At 47.9% G+C, this 19,767-nt stretch carries 16 protein-coding genes; 9 read left to right on the top strand and 7 right to left on the bottom strand.

What is annotated here, in order from left to right; all coding sequences use genetic code 11:
* The first annotated feature begins 222 nt into the window (after positions 1-222).
* The 3 genes from QGT73_RS07175 to QGT73_RS07165 are packed head-to-tail and all read left to right on the top strand — an operon-like array spanning position 223 to position 4,185.
* On the top strand, positions 223-1,542 hold the full coding sequence (locus QGT73_RS07175; protein WP_280121967.1) for a TolC family protein: 1,320 nt from the start codon (positions 223-225) through the stop codon (positions 1,540-1,542).
* Positions 1,539-2,573, top strand: coding sequence for an HlyD family secretion protein (locus tag QGT73_RS07170; protein ID WP_280121966.1), 1,035 nt, complete (start codon positions 1,539-1,541; stop codon positions 2,571-2,573). The genes QGT73_RS07175 and QGT73_RS07170 overlap by 4 nt, the downstream gene beginning before the upstream one ends.
* Before the next feature lies 1 nt (position 2,574).
* Positions 2,575-4,185: a hypothetical protein gene (locus QGT73_RS07165; protein WP_280121965.1), complete on the top strand. Its 1,611-nt coding sequence runs from the start codon at positions 2,575-2,577 to the stop codon at positions 4,183-4,185.
* Positions 4,186-4,272: 87 nt separating this feature from the next.
* On the opposite strand, the gene QGT73_RS07160 is transcribed toward QGT73_RS07165, so the two are convergent.
* The gene (locus QGT73_RS07160; protein ID WP_280121964.1) at positions 4,273-5,922 is read right to left on the bottom strand and encodes a putative transporter; all 1,650 of its coding nucleotides are present in this window, start codon (positions 5,920-5,922) and stop codon (positions 4,273-4,275) included.
* 262 nt (positions 5,923-6,184) lie between these two features.
* Here QGT73_RS07160 and dnaN point away from each other — a divergent pair, with 262 nt between their 5' ends.
* From dnaN to rlmB, 6 genes are read left to right on the top strand one after another with little or no spacing between them, the layout of a single operon-like run.
* Positions 6,185-7,315 carry a DNA polymerase III subunit beta gene (gene dnaN / locus QGT73_RS07155; RefSeq protein ID WP_280121963.1) on the top strand — a complete coding sequence of 377 codons (1,131 nt, stop codon included), beginning with the start codon at positions 6,185-6,187 and terminating at the stop codon, positions 7,313-7,315.
* A 19-nt stretch (positions 7,316-7,334) separates the two neighbouring features.
* Positions 7,335-8,096: a 3'-5' exonuclease gene (locus tag QGT73_RS07150; protein ID WP_280121962.1), complete on the top strand. Its 762-nt coding sequence runs from the start codon at positions 7,335-7,337 to the stop codon at positions 8,094-8,096.
* Positions 8,093-9,298, top strand: a complete 1,206-nt coding sequence (gene coaBC / locus QGT73_RS07145; RefSeq protein ID WP_280121961.1) for a bifunctional phosphopantothenoylcysteine decarboxylase/phosphopantothenate--cysteine ligase CoaBC — start codon at positions 8,093-8,095, stop codon at positions 9,296-9,298. The genes QGT73_RS07150 and coaBC overlap by 4 nt, the downstream gene beginning before the upstream one ends.
* Before the next feature lie 34 nt (positions 9,299-9,332).
* Positions 9,333-10,238: a type IX secretion system protein PorD gene (porD, locus tag QGT73_RS07140; RefSeq protein WP_280121960.1), complete on the top strand. Its 906-nt coding sequence runs from the start codon at positions 9,333-9,335 to the stop codon at positions 10,236-10,238.
* Positions 10,239-10,263: 25 nt separating this feature from the next.
* Positions 10,264-11,922, top strand: a complete 1,659-nt coding sequence (gene recN / locus QGT73_RS07135; protein ID WP_280121959.1) for a DNA repair protein RecN — start codon at positions 10,264-10,266, stop codon at positions 11,920-11,922.
* 2 nt (positions 11,923-11,924) lie between these two features.
* A complete protein-coding gene (gene rlmB, locus QGT73_RS07130) occupies positions 11,925-12,680 on the top strand; it encodes a 23S rRNA (guanosine(2251)-2'-O)-methyltransferase RlmB (protein ID WP_280121958.1) in 756 nt (251 codons plus the stop codon).
* Positions 12,681-12,694: 14 nt separating this feature from the next.
* Here rlmB and QGT73_RS07125 read toward each other — a convergent pair whose 3' ends face one another.
* The 6 genes from QGT73_RS07125 to QGT73_RS07100 form a co-directional block, all read right to left on the bottom strand.
* Complete coding sequence (locus QGT73_RS07125; RefSeq protein ID WP_280121957.1) at positions 12,695-13,831, bottom strand: THUMP-like domain-containing protein; 1,137 nt, start codon at positions 13,829-13,831, stop codon at positions 12,695-12,697.
* Between the two features lie 32 nt (positions 13,832-13,863).
* The gene (gene tsaB / locus QGT73_RS07120; protein WP_280121956.1) at positions 13,864-14,562 is read right to left on the bottom strand and encodes a tRNA (adenosine(37)-N6)-threonylcarbamoyltransferase complex dimerization subunit type 1 TsaB; all 699 of its coding nucleotides are present in this window, start codon (positions 14,560-14,562) and stop codon (positions 13,864-13,866) included.
* A 13-nt stretch (positions 14,563-14,575) separates the two neighbouring features.
* Positions 14,576-14,980: a 2-amino-4-hydroxy-6-hydroxymethyldihydropteridine diphosphokinase gene (locus QGT73_RS07115; protein WP_123617121.1), complete on the bottom strand. Its 405-nt coding sequence runs from the start codon at positions 14,978-14,980 to the stop codon at positions 14,576-14,578.
* Positions 14,981-15,010: 30 nt separating this feature from the next.
* Positions 15,011-17,155, bottom strand: coding sequence for a Tex family protein (locus tag QGT73_RS07110; RefSeq protein WP_280121955.1), 2,145 nt, complete (start codon positions 17,153-17,155; stop codon positions 15,011-15,013).
* Positions 17,156-17,208: 53 nt separating this feature from the next.
* Positions 17,209-18,291 (bottom strand): metallophosphoesterase, encoded by a 1,083-nt coding sequence (locus QGT73_RS07105; protein WP_280121954.1) that lies wholly within the window; start codon positions 18,289-18,291, stop codon positions 17,209-17,211.
* Positions 18,292-18,432: 141 nt separating this feature from the next.
* The gene (locus QGT73_RS07100) at positions 18,433-19,602 is read right to left on the bottom strand and encodes a 1-acyl-sn-glycerol-3-phosphate acyltransferase (RefSeq protein ID WP_123617124.1); all 1,170 of its coding nucleotides are present in this window, start codon (positions 19,600-19,602) and stop codon (positions 18,433-18,435) included.
* Positions 19,603-19,767 lie beyond the last annotated feature (165 nt).

Here is a 19,767-nt window from a genome sequence, read left to right as displayed (position 1 = left end):
AAAATTTCGTACATTTGCAGCGTGGTTCACAAAGAGCCATTTTATAATGAAGAATAGCAATAAGGCCTGCGAGAGCAAGGCACAGGTACAAAATTTTGCATTTAAGGAGAACTGGAAAAGCACTCAATGATTGTGCTTTCCGGTCTGTGTCCGTGAATATATATCGTTGAAACAAACGGACAATACAATCAATCATCACACATTTTTATTATTTATAACCTTATGAACAATTACCGATTGCTCAGAGGGTTGCTGTGCGCGACCTTGCTGAGTGGCGGAGTGTGCGTCATGGGGCAAAGTCAGACGACAATTTCGTTAGAAGAAATCTTTGAAATTGACGAAGCCCAAAGTGTGCAACTCCGTGTGTCAAAATCCGCAGAAACCGAGGCTAAAAAAGATGTAAGTGTGGCTCGCAACGGTCGTCTTCCCGACATCAATGCGTCACTATCACTCAGCTTTATAGGTGACGGATTTACAACCAAACGAAATTTTTCAGATTATCAGAAGGCTCCTATCCCTCATCTTGGGACGGGGCTGTCCGTAAATATCACTCAGCCTGTTTATACGGGCGGAGCTGTGACGGCGGCTATTGATATGTCCCGGCTTAAATCGACGGCATCGCGATTTGCCACCGAACTGCAACGTGACAACCTTCGATTCAATATTACAGGTCTCTATCTTGATATATACAGGTTTGCAACTCTGCGCGATGTGGTGTCCAACAATATATTGCAGGCCGAAAAGGTGCTTGTCGAGATGAAGGCGAGGTATGAGCAGGGTGTCGGCTTGCAGAACGACATAACACGCTATGAACTTCTGTTGTCAAATCTGGAACTACAGCTTGTAAAAATCAACAATACCCTTGCAATCCTCAACAATAATCTTGTGGTGACGGCCGGATTGCCCGAAAATACGGTCGTGAAGCCCGATACCACTATCCTTGCCCGGTCGCTTCCTATCGGTGGAGAGGCTATGTGGCAGCAGGAAGCTGTGGCATCGTCACCGGCCTTACGTCTTGCCAGAACTGATGTCGACATAACACGCAAAGCAGAGAGTCTGGTCAAGGCCGAGAAACTCCCGAAGGTGGGAGTGCAGGCCGGATGGACAATGGATGGTCCGATACTTGTAGAGGTGCCTCCAATCAACCGTAACCTTAGTTATTGGTATGTGGGAGTCGGCGTAAGCTATAACATATCGTCGCTGTTCAAGACCAATAAGGCTATGGACAAAAGTCGTGCGGCCACAGCCTCAGCCGAAGATCGTCTTGCCGCAGCCCGCGAAGGGGTGGAACTTGCCGTCAGAGCGGATTATATCAAATATCTGGAGGCTTATGAAGAACTCAAAACCCAAAACAAGAGTGTTGAACTCGCCGAACGCAATTATCGCACAACGTCCACCCGTTATAGTGCGGATATGGCTCTCATTACCGACCTGCTTGATGCCGCCAACGCAAAACTCGATGCCGAGCAAAAGCTTGTAAATGCCCGTATTGACATCATATATTATTACTATAAACTACTTTTTACAACAGGAAAAATATGAAACACCGTACAAAAAAACTTATATCATATACAATCACTCTTGCCGTAATCGCAGTCGCCGCCATATGGGTGTGCGGTAAATTTATACATCTCGGTAATGTTGAGTTTACAGACAATGCACAGGTCAGACAACAGATAGTACCTGTCAACAGTCGTGTGCAGGGTTATATCAAGGAAATACGGTTCAAGGAATATGAGTATGTGAAGAAAGGCGATACCCTCGTGGTGATAGATGACTCGGATATGCGTCTGCGTCTCGCCCAGGCTCGTGCCGACTATCAGAATGCAGTGGCCGGTCGCGGAGTGGCCGACAGAAGCGTGAATGTGGCTGCCGCCAATGTCGCAGTCAGTGAGGCTTCGATAGCCGAGGCCAAGGTGCTGATGGAGAATGCGGCTACAGAAGTGGAGCGTCATGCCAGACTGCTGGAACAGGATGCTGTGACCCGCCAGCGTTATGACGCGGTGACAACCGATTATGAAGCTAAAAAGGCACGCTATGAGATGCTTTCCCGTCAGCGTTCAGCCACATCGTCAGTTGTGGCCGAGACACGTCAGCGCATTGCTCAGAATGATGCCGGCATAGAGCTTGCCAAGGCTCTGCTTGAAACGGCAGAACTCAATCTGACATACACCGTTATTATCGCGCCCTGTGACGGTTACACCTCGCGTAAGGAGATCCAGGTCGGACAGCTCGTGCAGCCCGGCCAGACTCTTGTTGATATTGTTGACTCGCAGGATGTATGGGTGACAGCCAATTATAAGGAGACTCAGACCGCACATATAGCTCCGGGCTATGATGTAGAGATACGGGTTGATGCTATTCCCGAAGTCGTGTTTCACGGTAAGGTTGTGGCATTGTCAAAGGCTACGGGTGCGAGTCTGTCGCTCATACCGCAAGATAATTCTGCCGGCAATTTTGTAAAGGTGCGTCAGCGTATTCCCGTACGCATCGAATTTTCATCCGACAACAGTCCCGAGGATATGGCCCGACTTCGTGCCGGCATGAATGTGGAATGTGAGGTGAAGTATTGATATGGCAGACTTGCATGCACCCCAGGGGCCGTTTAATATCCCCGACGTTCCCGATTACATCCCGCGTCTGCTGAAGCCGTGGCTGTTCATATTCTTTGTTCTGATAGTCCAGTTTTCGGGAGGCATATATCTTGCCGCCGCATCTGATATGGTGGGCACTACCGCTCTTATGCAAGAGGATATACTCATGGCAGGGTATGCCCAACTGATAGGTATGTCCATTAACTTTGCCGTGATGTTCAGGCTTAAATTCAGATTCTCCAATCGCGTGGGATTACTTACATGCTGCGCGGTGCTGATGATGTGTACGTGGATATGCGCTCACACTCATAATGTCCCGCTGCTTGTGGCCACATGTTTTATCGCCGGTTGGTTTCGCATGTGGGCGACATTTGTGTGCAACTCTACTATCCAGTTGTGGATTACGCCTGTACGGGATATGGCTATATTTTTCTGCTATGTCTATCTGATTGTCGATGGAGTGATACAGATGAGTGGAGTCGCGACAATATATACAGCCTTTTATTCACAGTGGGAATACATGCATTGGATTATAATCGGGCTGCTGGCTCTCGCCATGATTATAGTGCTTTTGTTTGTCAAGCCATTCAAAGGCATGCCGCAGATACCTCTGCTCGGCATCGACTGGATTGGAGCCTTGCTGTGGAGTATTTTTATGATGTGCTTTGCTTTTGTATGTGTCTACGGCGGATTTTATGACTGGTGGGATGCTGTTGAAATACGCGGAGCCATATTACTTGGTCTTGTATGTTTCGCTATCAACTTGTGGCGCGCAACGTTTCTTCATCATCCTTATATATCCATCCCGGCTTTGACAAACCGTAACGTGATACGCGCGACGTTGATATATCTTGTGTTTTTTACGCTGATGGCGACCGAGCATGTATTTGAGCACACTTATGCCGCGACAGTGCTCGGATTTGACGAGACTAACCTGATAGATCTGAATTGGTATGTCTTTGCCGGAATCATAGCCGGAGTGGTGCTTACGTATTTTACGTTTGCCACACGTCGCTGGCGTTACAAGACGATGACTGCCATAGGTTTCAGTCTCGCAACGGTCTATCTTGCATATTTTTATTTTATGATAGACTATGGCATTGAGAAAGAGATGCTGTTTATTCCGCTCTTTTTCCGTGGAGCCGCTTCGGTGATAATTTCGATAGTGTTTCTTACGTCTATAGTCCAGAGTGGGCTGCACTTCTTTGTATTTCCCCAGGCTCTTACTGTCAACGGTTTTACCAGAGCTGTGATGGGCGCGACATTTGGTCCGGCTGTGATTGGTGAATTTCTGCGCTACACTATGGCCAAGAATGTCGCCCTGCTAAGTGCCGAGTTTACCAATCTCAATCAGACTGCCGTTCACATGCCGTTTGGAGACCTTTACGGTATGCTGCAGGTCCACGCACTTGTGGTGTCGATGAAGGAGATATACGGTTGGTTACTGATAGTAGCCATAACAATGCTTGTAGTTATCACGCTCAGTTATGGGCCGTTGCGTCCGGCTGCATCCTTTCCCAAATGGTGTACTATACGCCGCATGTTCAAGCATGCTGTGAGGACGCAGGAGTCTCGCGCTGCGACAGACTGAAAATATTCATTAGTATAAGATAAAAGAGCTTGTGTCACAGTGAAATGACACAAGCTCTTTTATCTTATACTATATTGTAGCTGTTGCTTAGAACAAGCAGAGTATCAATGCCTGGGCTGCTACTACTCGGAGGAACATTGTGAGCGGGTAAACGGTGGAGTAGGCTACCGCGGGGGCGTCACTGCCGGTCGAGTTGTTGGCATAGGCGAGGGCAGGGGGGTCGGTGCAACCGCCGGACACAAGTCCCATAATGGTGAGATAGTTGATCTTGTAGACGCCGCGGGCGATGAATGACACGATGATGAGGGGTACAAAAGTAATTATGAAGCCCCAGATAACCCACCACATACCTGTGGTATTGAACACTGTATCGGCAAAGCCTTTGCCTGACGAAATGCCAACTGATGCAAGGAAGAGACATATGCCCAGCTCTCGCATTAGCAATGACGCTGATGATGATGTGTAGGTGACGAGCTTGAGTTTGTAGCCAAATCGGCTTATGAGAATGGCCACCACAAGCGGTCCGCCGGCCAGGCCGAGCTTCATGCCGAAACCGACGTTGATGGAGCCGACGATTATACCGAACATTATACCGACGAATATGGTGATAAGGTTGGGTTGGTTGAGACGCTTCATAGAGTTGCCAAGGCGTGTGGCCAGACGTTCGATGTCGTTGGGGTCACCTACCACTACGAGCCGGTCACCTACCTGAAGGCGGAGTGAGGGTGATGCCAGAAGATCTACGCCGGCACGGTTGACGCGTGTGCAGTTGAGAGAATAGGCTGTGTGGAGGCGGAGCGAACCGAGGGTAATGCCGTTATATTTGCTTTGGGTCACGACTATGCGGCGTGAAAGCACGGTGCTCTGTACTTCCTCCCAGTCCATCTGGATTTCGTGGCCGATGACTCCCTGGAATTTCATTTCATCGCTCGGACCGAGTACAGCTACGATTTTGTCACCGACGTGGAGCACGGTCTTGGAGGTAGGGATTATCACCTTGTTGTCGGCACCCATGAGTCGTGACACGACAAAGTCGCAGTCAAGGATCTGGTGCAATTCATAGAGGGTCTTGCCGTCAATCAATTTGTTGGTCACTTCAAACGACACGATGAGCGGTTTCTGCATAGAGCCCTCCATCTCGTTCTCGATAGCCTTGATTTCGTCTTCGGTGTTGATGCGGAACACAGCTTTAAGCACAAGCATCGATGTGATGATGCCGATGACGCCAAGGGGGTAGGCGGCTGCATAACCCATGGCCATGATGTTGATGGCCTCGGTGGAGCCTGCGGTCTGCTGAGCGGCGGCGAGACCGGGAGTGTTGGTTACCGCACCCGACATCACGCCTACGAGAGCCGAGATGCTTGTGTTGCCGTCGATATAGAAGATGCATAGCACAATGGCGACGTTGAGCAGGATTATCAACACCGCAAGGCCGTTGAGCAGGACGCCTCCTTTCTTGAATGAAGAGAAGAATCCAGGACCTACCTGGATACCGATGGCGAAAATAAAGAGAATAAGGCCAAATTCTCTCACAAACTTGAGTACTTCGGCATTGACTTCATAGCCGAAATGTCCCATTACGATTCCCACAAATAGCACGAATGTCACGCCAAGTGAGATGCCACCTATCTTGAGCTTGCCCAAGAAGATGCCGGCCGCTATCACGAACGAGTAGAGCACAAGCGTACTCGCAAGCTCGGTGTGACCCGGTCCGATTAGATTAATTAACCATTCCATGAATTACTTGATTATAAATCTTTTTTACGATTATATGCAATAGACTAGAGGAGTGGACTTGTTTTTTCAAGGTGCAAAGGTACGATTATTTTCTCTAAAATATATAATAAATGTGAATAAAATTGTCAGATGACGTGGTCGGGAAAATCAGGCTTAAAACGAGTGTCGCCTTTATTGCAAGGTTTCTGAAAAATGTCTATCTTTGCATGTTGATAGCTGCATCGCTATCGGTAAAAACAAGTCTAAAATACCAGTAACCAATATGAAATATACAGTCCCCAGCAAGACTCTCCACTCGTTTGCATCGGCGGTTAGCAAAGTTATCAACGCCAAAAATGCGATTACCATTCTCAATAACTTCCTGTTTTCGATAAAGGGAAATGTGCTCACCATTACTGCCTGTGACGGTGAAAACACGCTGTGTGCCCGTATACCCATTATGGATGTGGAGGGTGAAGGCGATTTTTGTATTGACGCCCGCAGAGTCGTAGAGTTGCTCCGCGTAATGCCCGAGCAGGAACTCAATTTCAATGTAGATGATGCCACATTGACAGTGGAGATGACTCATCCCAACGGTTCGTATAAGTTCATGGGACTTCCCGGCAAGGATTATCCTGTGCTTAAGAAGGTGGCTCAGGAAGGCGCGAAGACATTCAAGACCTCCGGCTCATCATTGCTCCGTGGTCTGGAATACACCTCGTTTGCCGCCGGCACTGATATGCTTCGTCCGCAGATGACCGGTGTATATTGGGACATCAAGCCCGACCGTCTCATATTTGTGGCTACTGACACGCACAAACTTGTGAAATTTGAGGATAACAGCATAGCTTCGGGTATCGAAGGCTCGTTTATCCTTCCCAATAAGTCTACCAACGTGTTTCGTTCTGTGTTCAGCAAGGATGAGGAGGTTACTGTCACACTCGATCCTGAGCGCGGAGTTACATTCGAGACCGATACATTCACATTTGACAGCCGTCTCATAAAGGGGCGTTTCCCCGATTATACACGAGTGATACCTGAGAACAATCCCTATACACTCACCATCAACCGCCACCAGTTTACCACCGCAGTGCGTCGTGTGAGCCTCTTTGTGGATGAAGGACATGGCTTGATAAAATTCCGCGTAACACCCGACAAACTTACCATCAAGGCTTCGGACAACGAATATAACACATCGGGATATGAAACGCTTGCATCAGACTTTACAGGAAACGAGATGATTATAGGATTCAGTTCAAGCTATCTTACCGAACTCGCTTCGGTATTGTGGACCGACGATATCATCTTCCGTCTTGCCGATCCTTCCCGCCCGGCGGTTATAGTGCCCACCGAGGACAAGGCTGACACCAAGCTCACCATGCTCCTCATGCCCATGAATGTTCAGGAATTCTGATGAGAGCCAATAAACGGATATGCAGCTCAATTTAAAGAAACCCATCATATTTTTTGATCTGGAGACTACCGGAGTCGATGTGACACACGACCGCATAGTGGAGATCTCCATGATAAAGGTGCTTCCCTCGGGTGAGGAAATCGAGAAGACGCGTCGAGTCAATCCTGGTATTCCTATTCCGGCAGAAGCTACCGCCGTGCATCATATTACTGATGCCGACGTGGCCAATGAGCCATCGTTTCGTCAGATTGCCAAATCACTTGCCAACGAGATGGTCGGCTGTGACATCGCAGGCTTCAATTCCAACCGTTTTGATATACCTATGCTTGATCAGGAGTTTCAGCGAGCCGGAGTGAAGTTTGATTTCACCAAGGCACGGTTTGTGGACGTGCAGACAATCTTTCACAAGAAAGAGCAGCGTACTCTCGTGGCTGCCTATCGATTTTATTGCGGCAAGGAGCTTGACGGCGCGCATTCGGCCAATGCCGATACGAGAGCAACACTCGAGGTGCTGAAGTCGCAGCTTGACCGATATGATGATCTGCCCAATGACATAGAGGAGCTGAGCAAGTTCTCGCAAATCAACCGCAATGTCGACTTTATGGGACGTCTCATATACAATGACGATGACAAGGAAGTCATAAATTTCGGCAAGTATAAAGGCAAGATAGCCGAGGACATAATCCGAAAGGAGCCGAGCTATTATGACTGGATAATGAAGAGTGACTTCGCCCAGAATACCAAGGATTGTTTTACACGTATAAAACTGAGGCTCAGATGAATGTCCTTAAGGGAAAGCATATAGTCCTGGGAATATGCGGCGGTATCGCCGCATACAAAAGTGTGTCACTGCTCCGCCTGTTTATCAAGGCTGGAGCCGAGGTGCAGGTGGTAATCACGCCTTCCGGCAAGGAATTTATTACCCCTGTAACGCTTTCAGCTCTGAGTCAGAAGCCTGTTGTGAGCGAGTTTTTTACGGCCAACACCGGTGAATGGCATTCGCATGTCGACCTCGGTCTTTGGGCAGACTGTATGGTGATAGCTCCGGCCACAGCGTCAACGCTTGGCAAAATGGCTCATGGCATAGCCGACAATATGCTTGTAACGACTTATCTGTCGGCTAAAAGTCCGGTGTTTATTGCTCCGGCCATGGATCTTGATATGATGCGTCACCCGTCGACACAGGCCAACCTCAAACTATTGTCGTCTTATGGCAACCATATCATAGAGCCGGCCTGTGGTTTTCTCGCCAGCGGGCTTGAGGGGAAAGGCCGTATGGAGGAGCCTGAAAACATAGTTAAATATCTTGAAAATTATTTCTCGCGCAAATGTGACATGAATGGTAAGACCGTGCTTGTCACAGCCGGTCCGACTTATGAGAAAATAGACCCAGTGAGATTTATCGGCAACTATTCTTCCGGTAAAATGGGTTATGCCATAGCCGAGGAGTGCGCCTCGCGCGGAGCCGAAGTAATCCTCGTGTCGGGGCCTGTAAGCATTACCGCAAAACATCCCGGTATCCGAACTTTGCATGTCGAATCGGCCCGCGAAATGTTGGCGGAATGTGAGAAGGCATTCCCGATATGTGATGTGGTTGTGATGTGTGCCGCTGTAGCTGATTATGCACCTGCCAATCCGGTCGACCGAAAGATCAAACGTGAGCATCAGGATGTTCCGGTCATAACTCTTGTAAAAAATCCCGACATAGCGGCAACACTCGGAGGCATGAAGCGAGAATCACAAATGCTTGTTGGTTTCGCGCTCGAGACAGACAACGAGAGCCATAACGCGCATGAAAAACTTGCTAAAAAGAATCTTGACATGATTGTGCTCAATTCTATGCGCGATGCAGGAGCCGGATTTGGTGTGAATACCAACAAGGTCAGCATATACCATAGGAACGGCTGCGAGATTGATGTGCCGCTTAAATCCAAGGCGGATGTTGCGATCGATATTGTCGACGAGATTGTAAAAAACATATAGATCCATCACCAACTGTCTGTCAGTATCCCTCGTTATGATGCGTAAACTTTTATCGATAATTACCATATTCATGATGTCATTCCTGGCCGATGCCCAGGAATTGAATTGTCGTGTGGAGGTGAACGCTTCACAACTCGAGGGCACCAATAAGTCTGTCTTTGAGACGTTGCAGTCAGCCATAAACGAGTATGTCAACACCAACAAATGGACCGATGCTCAGTTTTCGGCAAACGAGCGGATAGAGTGCACGCTGTTTTTCAATATCACGGAGTATGACTCTTCGGACGGCAAGATGACAGGTACATTGCAGGTACAGGCCATTCGTCCGGTCTATAACTCGTCTTATACGACCACACTGCTCAACTTCAGAGACACTAAAGTCGATTTCACATACATAGAAAACGAGCCTCTGACATATAATGAGGCCAACATGGAGAGTCAGTTGACCCAGATTCTCAACTTTTATGTGTATCTGATTCTCGCAATAGATTTCGACAGTTTTTCGCCCCGTGGCGGAGAGCCGTATTATGAAAAGTTGGCGATGATAGTGCAGCAGGCGCAGTCGTCTGGCGAAAGCGGGTGGAAAGCCTTTGAGGATACAAAAAACCGCTCTGCGGTGCTCAGTGCGTTTACCGACCCCTCTACCCGTCAGTTGCGCGACTTGATATATCAATATCATCTTCAGGGGCTCGACCAGATGTCAGTAAGTCCCGACAAGGGGCGCAAGACCATTGACGGCACATTGGATATTCTCACAGATATATATAAGGTATCGCCCATGTCGGTGGGGCTTTCCTTGTTTAAGGATGCCAAACTCGACGAACTTGTAAATATTTATTCCAAAGCCTCTCCCGAGGAGCGTGCCCACGCGGTCAAAGTGCTCTCCACACTATATCCGACCGATACGGACAGGATACAGAAAATCAAAGAACAACAATAAATCAACCCTCAATCCTCATAAGACTGTGCTCGAAACACTCCACATATCCAACTACGCACTCATTGACCGTATAGACATCAGATTTCACAAAGGATTCAATGTAATAACAGGTGAAACCGGTGCCGGCAAATCCATTATATTGGGTGCGCTGTCGCTCATTCTTGGCGGCCGGGCCGACACGCGGGTTGTCGCTGACCCTTCGTGCAAAAGTGTCATTGAAGCAGTGTTTACGGTCGACGGTTATGATGAACTCAAGGCTTATTGTCAGTCGGCGGATATAGAGTGGGACGACGACCGTTGTATTCTGCGCAGAGAGATAGCTCCTGCAGGACGTTCTCGTGCGTTTGCCAATGACTCTCCCGTGCCGCTTGCCAAACTTCAGGCCGTCGCAATGAGATTGATAGATATTCATTCTCAACATCAGAACCAGTTGCTCGCTACGCCGGAGTACCAACTGACAGTCATTGACACTCTGGCAGGAAATAAAAACAAGTTGGCTGAATATACACGGAGATACAATACACTTCGCGATGCCATCAGACGGCTTAAAGCCATGAGGCTTCTTGTGGAGAAAAATCGCGAGGATGAAGAATTTACACGCTATCAGCTTGAACAACTCGATGAACTTGCCCTATCGAAAGGTGAACAGGAAGAGTTGGAAAACGAGAAGGAGGTACTGACAAATCTTTCTGCAATCAAGAGCGCGTTGCAGCGAGCCACTGCTGCGTTGAGCGGAGATGGTCAGAATGCGGTCGACATGATTGATGAGGCCATTGATTCGTGTGACGAACTTGACGGGGTGCTTCAGGCCTCGGATGATATACCCTCGCGACTTGAATCCGCGAGAATAGAGATTGCTGATATTTCATCAACACTTGAGGGAATCAACGAGAGACTGTTGGCTGATCCCGGCAGACTTGAAGCTGTTGACGAGCGACTCAACGCCATCTACACACTGTGTCATAAACACCGTCTTAACAATGGAGACGAGCTTATTGTTTTGCGAGACTCTCTTCGTAAAAAACTTGATGATCTCGACAACAGTGACGACCAGGTGGCCGAGCTGGAGAAGGAAGCCCGTCGCGCCAAGGCACTTGCCAAAGAGACGGCGATGGAGATTTCAGAATCTCGTAAGAAGGAAGCCTTGAGTTTTGCCGAGCATCTTCGAGAAGTCGCTACGCCGTTAGGCATGAAGAATCTGCGGGTAGAGGTGGAAGTGCAACCGGCTGATATGGGGCCAACCGGCATTGATGCAGTAAGATTTATGGTGTCGTTCAACAAGAATCAGACACTCATGCCTGTAGGAGATACGGCGTCGGGCGGTGAAATATCGCGACTTATGTTGTCAATCAAGACGATAATTGCCTCACGGATGTCATTGCCGAGCATCATATTTGATGAGATTGATACCGGAGTGTCGGGAGATGTAGCCAACAGGATGGCTCTCATGATGCGTGAAATTTCCAAATCACTGCAGGTGACAGCGATCACACACTTGCCACAGGTCGCCGCGAAAGGTAATACGCAATATCGTGTGTATAAAGAGGACGACGAACACTCGACCCATACCCGTATACGTCAGCTTGCAGACAGCGAGCGTGTCGATGCCATAGCCGCAATGCTTGGCGGTGCAAGTGTTGACGATGCTGCGCGCCAGGCTGCAAAATCATTATTAAACAGCTAAATATGGAGAAAAGCGATTATATCTACGGTATTCGTGCCGTAATGGAGGCCATTGAGGCCGGAAAGGATATTGACAAGATATTCATAGCCAAAGATTTGCAGGGCGATCTTGCGTCTCAGCTCATAGGACTTGCCCGTAAGATGCACGTCATCACACAACGTGTTCCCGTGGAACGTATAAACAGAATTACACGTAAAAACCATCAGGGCGTGCTGGCTATGATGTCGGCTGTGACATATCATCGTCTCGACCACCTTGTGCCGGAGCTTTACGAAGCCGGTATATTGCCGTTTATAGTAATACTTGACGGCATTACGGATGTGCGTAACTTTGGCGCGATAGCCCGTACATGCGAGTGTGCCGGAGCGGATGCAATAATTATCCCTGAGCATGGCAGTGTATCGGTTGGCGGTGATGCCGTAAAGACCTCGGCAGGTGCGTTGCTGCACATTCCTGTGTGTCGCGTCGGCTCAACGGCATGGGCTGTGAGATTTTTAAAGGATAACGGTTATAACGTTGTGGCAGTAAGCGAGAAAGCTGACATGAGTTACGTAGAGGGCGAATATACCGGCCCCGTGGCTTTTGTAATGGGTGCCGAGGACACCGGCATTTCTGAAAATACGCTTAGCGAATGCACAACCAAGGTAGGCATACCGATGTTTGGTAATATCGGTTCGCTCAACGTATCGGTTGCAGCCGGTGTAATGATATATGAGGTGGTAAGACAGCGTCTCAACGCTAATCTCGAGATTATCTGACAGGCTGGATGTATTTATGGCATCGCCCTAAAACCACTTTCGGTTATGATTAATGCTTTGGAGCCGTCATGCAGGATGGCTCCAAACAGCATTTTATCGCCTCCTTCCTTAACTGAAAGTTTCTTGACGAGCTCGGGTGCAGAGAGTGGGAAGTTACGGGTTATGACATTGATTTTCGGATAAGTTGTCTTTATCCGCTTGATGTCACGTTTGTTGAACGGGACGATGTCGATTATACGATAATGGAGTCCGGGAAAATCGGGGAGGGGAGAGTCGGCTACATAAAGATGTGTGGATGGATGTAATTTGGAATATCCGGATACCCTGCCGCCTGTTCCCTTCATGACTGACGGGAACGGTTGGAGTAGATAGTTTCCCGTAACAGGCATGCCGTAATCAGATTTTTCTGATGAAGAGAAGATGTAAGAGCCATTGCCGATTGTAACACAGGTGACTGTGTCATCTGGCTCCGTGTCAAATGCATAAGATGCCATTATAGACATCACGACTTCTTTACATTCGCGAGTAGTGCCTATGACTGTGAGGTCGCAGTGGCGTATGCCAAGTTCTGATTTGGCATACGAGATGTCAATCATAGGAGAGAGTTTTACAATCACCCGCTTTGCCCGTGACAAAAGGAGAGAAATCGAGGTCGTAATGTCAGGGCTGCATTGCTTTAGCGCGACATGGCGGCCCGATGAGTCACGACGGGCAGGGTCGATGAATATGACATCAAAATGTTCGTCACATCGGGTCAGCCACTCGATTGAATCACCTTCGATCACATGTACGTTTTCGCCATATCCGAGGACTGCGGCATTGTGTCGGAGAGCTGTCGCTGCATCATGGGACAATTCTACGGCCGTCACATCGCAACCCTTGGCTGCAAAATGAAAAGAGTCTATACCAAGTCCCGCTGTCATGTCAACTACACGACAGCCGTTGTCAATCATCGAGGCATGGACCTCGGCCACGGCATCGGAGGTTGACATTTCAGCCAACGCAAGAGATGGAAATACGAATCCGTCACATGCAAGGGTGCGGGGCAACTTCCTGGAGCATTTGTCTCTACATTCCATTTGCAGAATCTCTCCAAGTTTTATGCTGTCACCGTGATATTTAAGCCGCAGTCGGTTGTAATCCCCGCTCATTGTACAGTAAGAATATTTCAGAAGAAAATATTTCAGGCAAGCCGCTCTTTGGGTTTTGTGGCCTGGAAGTCTTTGATATAATCCGGTGTGCAATAAGCTGTGTCAAGAAAATCGCGACGTGCATAGGCCTGTTCGCTAAGAGCAATCATGTCAATGGCGAGTGGCGTGATGCCGTCAACAAACTCTACGTTTGGAGCAAAGAATAACTTCTTGGCCTTGCTGCTGCCGTCGCCGAAAAACAGCACCTTGCATCCACGGCCGATAATGTCGGCATAACTTTCTCCATCAAGAATCAGTGGAGTTTTATTCATCAGCGGCTCAAGCGAAAAGTCATAGGCGCATGTGTATACCTCCATGCGTCTGGCGTCAACCATTGGCACAAATATCTCGTCGCCTGTCAGAGACTCATGTGTAAACATGACCTGACAAGCCATAAGTTTCAGAGTGTCAATCCCAATCAGCGGCACATCAAGAGCATAGGCAAGACCTTTGGCCTCGGACAGACCAATCCGCAGACCTGTATAGCTGCCCGGACCCATTGAGACAGCCACAGCCTCGATTTTAAGCTCTTTTTCAGCAGCAAAATCAAGACAGTATTTTATAAAATCGCTCAGTAGGACCGCCTGATTGCGGCCATCCATATCCTCCTGATGAGCCAACACCATGCCCTCTGCGGTCAAGGCCACTGATGTGGCCGCCGCCGATGTTTCGATATTTAATATAACAGCCATGTTTTAATAAAAGTTATTCGTCCTGAAATGAGCCGTTGGCGAGAAGCTCACGATAGCCTATGTTGAAATAATGACGCTCGAAATCTTTCGGACGCAATATGCGGGAGTCGAAAATCACCAGGTCAAGATCAATCGAAACCTGTCCGTGGGCCACATCATCCTGCTGACGGCCCTCCTCGATTTCCCACTCCTTGAGAAATTTTACAAGTGCGGTGCTGTTGACAGGCGATAGGCCATGTATCACAGCGTTGAGATAGGGTGCGTCTTTTCCGTTGATAGCATCGGATTCATATACAGACGACACGGAACTTTTGGAGAGAAGGTGTGTTACATGCTCGATGGCACGGTTGACACGTTCCTCGCGGTCGGCGGTATTGCTTCCGACTCCGATAGTGCAGGGGGTTGGATAATCCATCATATATGTATTGCTGTTTAAGCAGTTGTATTGCTATTGCTGGATGCCTCTCATGGTCAATGCAATGCGTCCGCGAGTCACATCGACATCAATAACCTTGACGTTGACACGCTGACCGATAGACACTACATCGGAGGGTGAGGATATGAACCTGTCACTCAACTGAGAGATGTGAACGAGACCGTTTTCCTTCATTCCGAGATCGACAAACACACCGAATGCCGTGATGTTATTGACCTTGCCGGTTAGTTCCTGACCTATGTGCAGGTCATCGATTTTTTTTACGGCATCGTCATATACAGGTTCCTCTACGGTTTCACGTGGATCTCGACCCGGTTTTTCAAGTTCAAGAACGATGTCGGTGAGAGTCGGCAGACCTGTCTCTTTGGTGATATATTTGTCAAGCTCTATTTTATGGAGTACATTTTTATCTTTTGTGAGGCGTTCGATATCAGCATTGACATCCTTGGCCATCTCCTCGACCAATGCATAACGTTCGGGATGTACAGCGGTGTTATCAAGTGGATTTTTCGCACCGGGAATACGAAGGAATCCGGCACACTGCTGGAATGCTTTCTCGCCCATACGGGGGACTTTCATCAAATCGGTGCGAGAGGCAAACGGACCGTTTTCTGCCCGATATTTCACTATATTAGCAGCAAGGGTAGGGCCGATGCCCGACACATAGCTGAGTAACTGACGCGATGCAGTATTGACATTGATACCAACCGAATTGACGCAAGTCTCTACAACATAGTCAAGCGACTCTTTCAGCTTTGTCTGATTGACATCGTGCTGATACTGTCCGACACCGATGCTCTTGGGATCAATTTTCACAAGTTCGGCCAGCGGGTCAAGCAGTCGGCGTCCGATAGATACGGCACCACGCACAGTAACATCCTCGTTGGGAAATTCCTCACGGGCCACTTCGGATGCCGAATATATCGAGGCTCCATGCTCGTTGACCATAAATATCTGTACCCGTCGCGGGAATACGACATCGCGAAGGAATCGTTCAGTCTCACGGCCACCGGAGCCGGAGCCGATTGCAATCGCGTCAATGCGATAGTGGTCGACCATGTAACACAACGTGTCACCGGCTCCAACGAAATCATTGGCCGGCGGAGTGGGGTAGACCACATCATGATACAGCAGATTGCCTTGCTCATCAAGAGCCACGACCTTGCAACCTGTGCGGTAGCCGGGGTCAATAGCCAGGATTCTTTTGCGGCCGAGCGGCGGGGACATAAGAAGCTGACGAACATTGTCAGCAAACATCTGTATGGCTCCGGCGTCGCTTTTTTCTTTTGTCACACCTGCGATTTCATTTTCAATAGACGGGCGCATCAGCCGACGATAACCGTCCTTGACGGCTGTCTTTACTATCTCGGCCAGCGGTACGGATGCTGTTGGGCGGACAAACATGCGGTTAAGACGATCCATCATGTCATCATCCTCTATGGATATGCTTACGCGAAGAATTCCTTCCTCCTCTGCCCGGCGTATGGCAAGGTAACGGTGAGAGTTACACATGCGTAAAGGTTCGGAAAAATCGAAATAGTTGCGATATTTATCACCTTCGGCTTCCTTACCGAGGACAACCTTGGCGTTTATTGTTGCCGAACGCTGGTAGCGTGCACGCACGATGTTACGTGCCTTTTCACTTTCGCTGACCCACTCGGCTATTATGTCCATAGCTCCGGCCAAAGCTTCTGACTCGTCCTTGACATCGCCTTTAACAAATTTGGCAGCCAATGCCTCCGGTTGAGAGTTCGACGATTGCGACATTATCATTTTGGCCAGCGGTTCGAGCCCGAGAGCTCGAGCCGCCTGTGCCCGGGTATTTCGCTTCGGTTTATATGGCAGGAATATGTCTTCAAGTACGGTCGGATCAAGAGTCTCCTCAATGCGGGCTTCAAGTTCAGGAGTCAAAGCCTCTCGGTCACGGATGGTCTGGAGTATATATTCCTTTCTTTTTTCGAGTTCAAACAGGGCCTCATGGCGCATTTTTATGTTGTGGACGGTAACTTCGTCCATGCCTCCTGTTGCCTCTTTGCGATAGCGAGCAATGAATGGTACGGTAGCACCATCATCAAGAAGACGCAGACAGGCCGCCACATGTTTGCGAAGATGAGTCCCCAGTTCTTTTGTGATTATATTGGCGTGTACGTTGACCATTTGTTTGTTAAAATTATTGTGAATTTATGTAAGCGTATCTCTATGTTAATTGATTATTCTGCTGTTTTACGCAATGTAATTACGGTAATTTCGGGTGTCGCGCCGATGCGGGCAGGCATTCCCACAGTTCCGGCTCCGATATTGACATATAGCATATGGGTAGAGTCATCATCGGCATACAGTCCGCCCCATGTAGGATAGCGGAGTGCAGCCGGCGACATTCCGGCAACCTCCATTTGCATGGCATGAGTGTGTCCCGATAATGAAAGAGGTATATTTATGTCGCCATGTTGTGAGATAGAATCGCACCAGTGGGCCGGGTTATGAGTAAGCAATACTTTGAATGTCGAATCAGATAATGACGGATAAGCCTTGACCAGCGATCCGTAGACCGGAAACGGATGGTCTCCGATATTCTCCACACCTATCAAGGCGATAGAATCATTACCGTTATAGATGAAATCTGTAGTATTATTCAACATTCGCCACCCCATGGATGCCTGGAGTCGCTTGAGATATTCGACACTTTCGTTTTTCTGTCGGGGTGAGTCCCAATTTGCATAATCACCATAGTCGTGATTACCCATAATCGAGTATACGCCATCACGGGCATGTAGCCGGCTTAATGGAGCGGCATGGGGCGTAAGCTCGTCTGAACGGGAATTTACAATGTCGCCAGTGAAGACTATGACATCAGGGTTCTGAGCATTGACCGCATCGACAAGACGAGATACGAATGTGGTGTCAGATCCGTATGTTCCTGTATGCAAATCAGATATTTGCACAATCCTGTAACCGTCAAAATCTGCAGGCACATCCTGTCGAGCAATCTCGACTTGCTTGACATCAATTCTAAAACGGTTGACCAATGCTCCCCACCACATAGCGGCAAATGTGATGACTGCACACACTGCTGCAATTTTTGAAAGTACTCTGTTGCGTCGACGTCCGAATAATGTCGGGATTTTGCCAATAAGGTCAATACCCACAAATATATATTTGGCAAAATATACTGTTGCAAAAACATATAGCATCCACATCACGGTGAGCAACATGGCGTTGTCACCGTCACGACGTGGAATGGCAAGCGCACATATGAGCAGTATATAACATCCGATGGCAGTCCATAACTGCAATTTACTCCATAGCCTGTTTTTGACTCGGAAGACAAGACTCCTGTAAATATATATATCCGAGAATACGCTCAGACACAGCAGTATCAATAATGGAATCCAAGGAATACGCATAGGATAGAGATAGAAAGTGTTTTGAAAATATCAACAGTATCCGGCAGCGATTAGTTTATTGCGCAAAGGATTTGCATACATTGTATACATATATGTCCGCAGGAAATTACGTTCTTGAATAGTCATGTCAGGCACATCGATTTTGTCAAGCTGGCCCTCAATGTATGCTGTGACTTTATCAGCCTCTTCAGTGGTGTAACGTTCGGCATACATATCACTGTCAAATGCACGGTCATAGGATACGTAATTGATTGGGAATATCTTGTAACCTCCATGTATGCCGCAGTCAATGCTATGACATACACGGTGATATACCTCCTGCTTGTCACAATCGGCCGGCAATGTCTCAAGCATAGATGAAAGACAAGAGGCAAACGCTATGTGCACACGTCCTTTATATCCGAGCAAACCGGTCTCCATCGAGAACAAATCGTCGTGTTGTGACTTTTTGAAATCCGGATCTCGATGTTTCAACAAGTATTCGCGCGCCTTGAGATAATCATTAGGGTCAAACTCGTAAGAGATTGACACGGGGAATATGTTCAGTTCCTTAAGACTATCTGCAACAGTTCCTTTCCCTCCAAGTGCCAGCATCTTGATCACGCTCTCCTGTGTGTGGTCGCTTGAATCCTTGGCTCGACCCTGCCTTTGCGCAATCCAGATACTTTCATTTTTCTCGCTTATTGCATAATGGATATAGTTTGACAACTGTTTTGCTGCTTCAAGTGCTTGACGGGTAGGCAGATTCCGCTTTACAATAAAACTACCGTTGAGTTTTACAAGATGTGTTATCCAATCATATATCAGCAAGTTATCACCAATAGCGACTTCCGACGTCTTCATATCTTTGCGCAGAAAACTCAGATTAATGAATGATGCATCAAGCACAATATCTCTATGGTTTGAGATGTAAGTGTATGATTTTTCGGAATTTACGTTCTCCATACCTGAAGTCGTAATACCTGAAGTCGTATGAGCCTCAAGACGTTCAAGGAAATTTTGCATAATCTGCACCTGAAATTCCCGTTTGTTTCGACAGCTTCGGAGTAAAGCGACAAACTGTGTATAATCAACATCCGGGAGTACCCAACGGACAGCATGTTCAAAACCGGGTTCTTTCACCATTTCCTCAATTCTGGAAACGAACTGAGACTCATCGTAAGGTGCAATTTCTCTATGATCTAATTCTGGTGCGTTCATTACGCGCGTTCTAAATTATATATAATTATATAATAAATAGTCGAAACAATAGTTCAATACTTCGGTTATTTTTTGAGAATTTGTTAACGGCTCCGAGGAGCCAAGTGTTTAATCCGTTAAAAATCTGATGTTTAGCATGAAAATTTAACACTAAAAATTTGGTCA

Origin of the sequence: Duncaniella muricolitica (genome assembly GCF_910574735.1) — a bacterium.
Lineage (GTDB): Bacteria > Bacteroidota > Bacteroidia > Bacteroidales > Muribaculaceae > Duncaniella > Duncaniella muricolitica.
Note: the sequence above shows the minus strand (reverse complement) of the source record. Positions and strands in the feature narration are given on the sequence as shown.

Bases quoted from the DNA above. Each gene is read 5' to 3' on its own strand.
- QGT73_RS07175 (WP_280121967.1), top strand. From the start codon at position 223: ATGAACAATTACCGATTGCTCAGAGGGTTGCTGTGCGCGACCTTGCTG.
- QGT73_RS07170 (WP_280121966.1), top strand. From the start codon at position 1,539: ATGAAACACCGTACAAAAAAACTTATATCATATACAATCACTCTTGCC.
- QGT73_RS07165 (WP_280121965.1), top strand. From the start codon at position 2,575: ATGGCAGACTTGCATGCACCCCAGGGGCCGTTTAATATCCCCGACGTT.
- QGT73_RS07160 (WP_280121964.1), bottom strand. From the start codon at position 5,922: ATGGAATGGTTAATTAATCTAATCGGACCGGGTCACACCGAGCTTGCG.
- dnaN (WP_280121963.1), top strand. From the start codon at position 6,185: ATGAAATATACAGTCCCCAGCAAGACTCTCCACTCGTTTGCATCGGCG.
- QGT73_RS07150 (WP_280121962.1), top strand. From the start codon at position 7,335: ATGCAGCTCAATTTAAAGAAACCCATCATATTTTTTGATCTGGAGACT.
- coaBC (WP_280121961.1), top strand. From the start codon at position 8,093: ATGAATGTCCTTAAGGGAAAGCATATAGTCCTGGGAATATGCGGCGGT.
- porD (WP_280121960.1), top strand. From the start codon at position 9,333: ATGATGCGTAAACTTTTATCGATAATTACCATATTCATGATGTCATTC.
- rlmB (WP_280121958.1), top strand. From the start codon at position 11,925: ATGGAGAAAAGCGATTATATCTACGGTATTCGTGCCGTAATGGAGGCC.
- QGT73_RS07125 (WP_280121957.1), bottom strand. From the start codon at position 13,831: ATGAGCGGGGATTACAACCGACTGCGGCTTAAATATCACGGTGACAGC.
- tsaB (WP_280121956.1), bottom strand. From the start codon at position 14,562: ATGGCTGTTATATTAAATATCGAAACATCGGCGGCGGCCACATCAGTG.
- QGT73_RS07115 (WP_123617121.1), bottom strand. From the start codon at position 14,980: ATGATGGATTATCCAACCCCCTGCACTATCGGAGTCGGAAGCAATACC.
- QGT73_RS07110 (WP_280121955.1), bottom strand. From the start codon at position 17,155: ATGGTCAACGTACACGCCAATATAATCACAAAAGAACTGGGGACTCAT.
- QGT73_RS07100 (WP_123617124.1), bottom strand. From the start codon at position 19,602: ATGAACGCACCAGAATTAGATCATAGAGAAATTGCACCTTACGATGAG.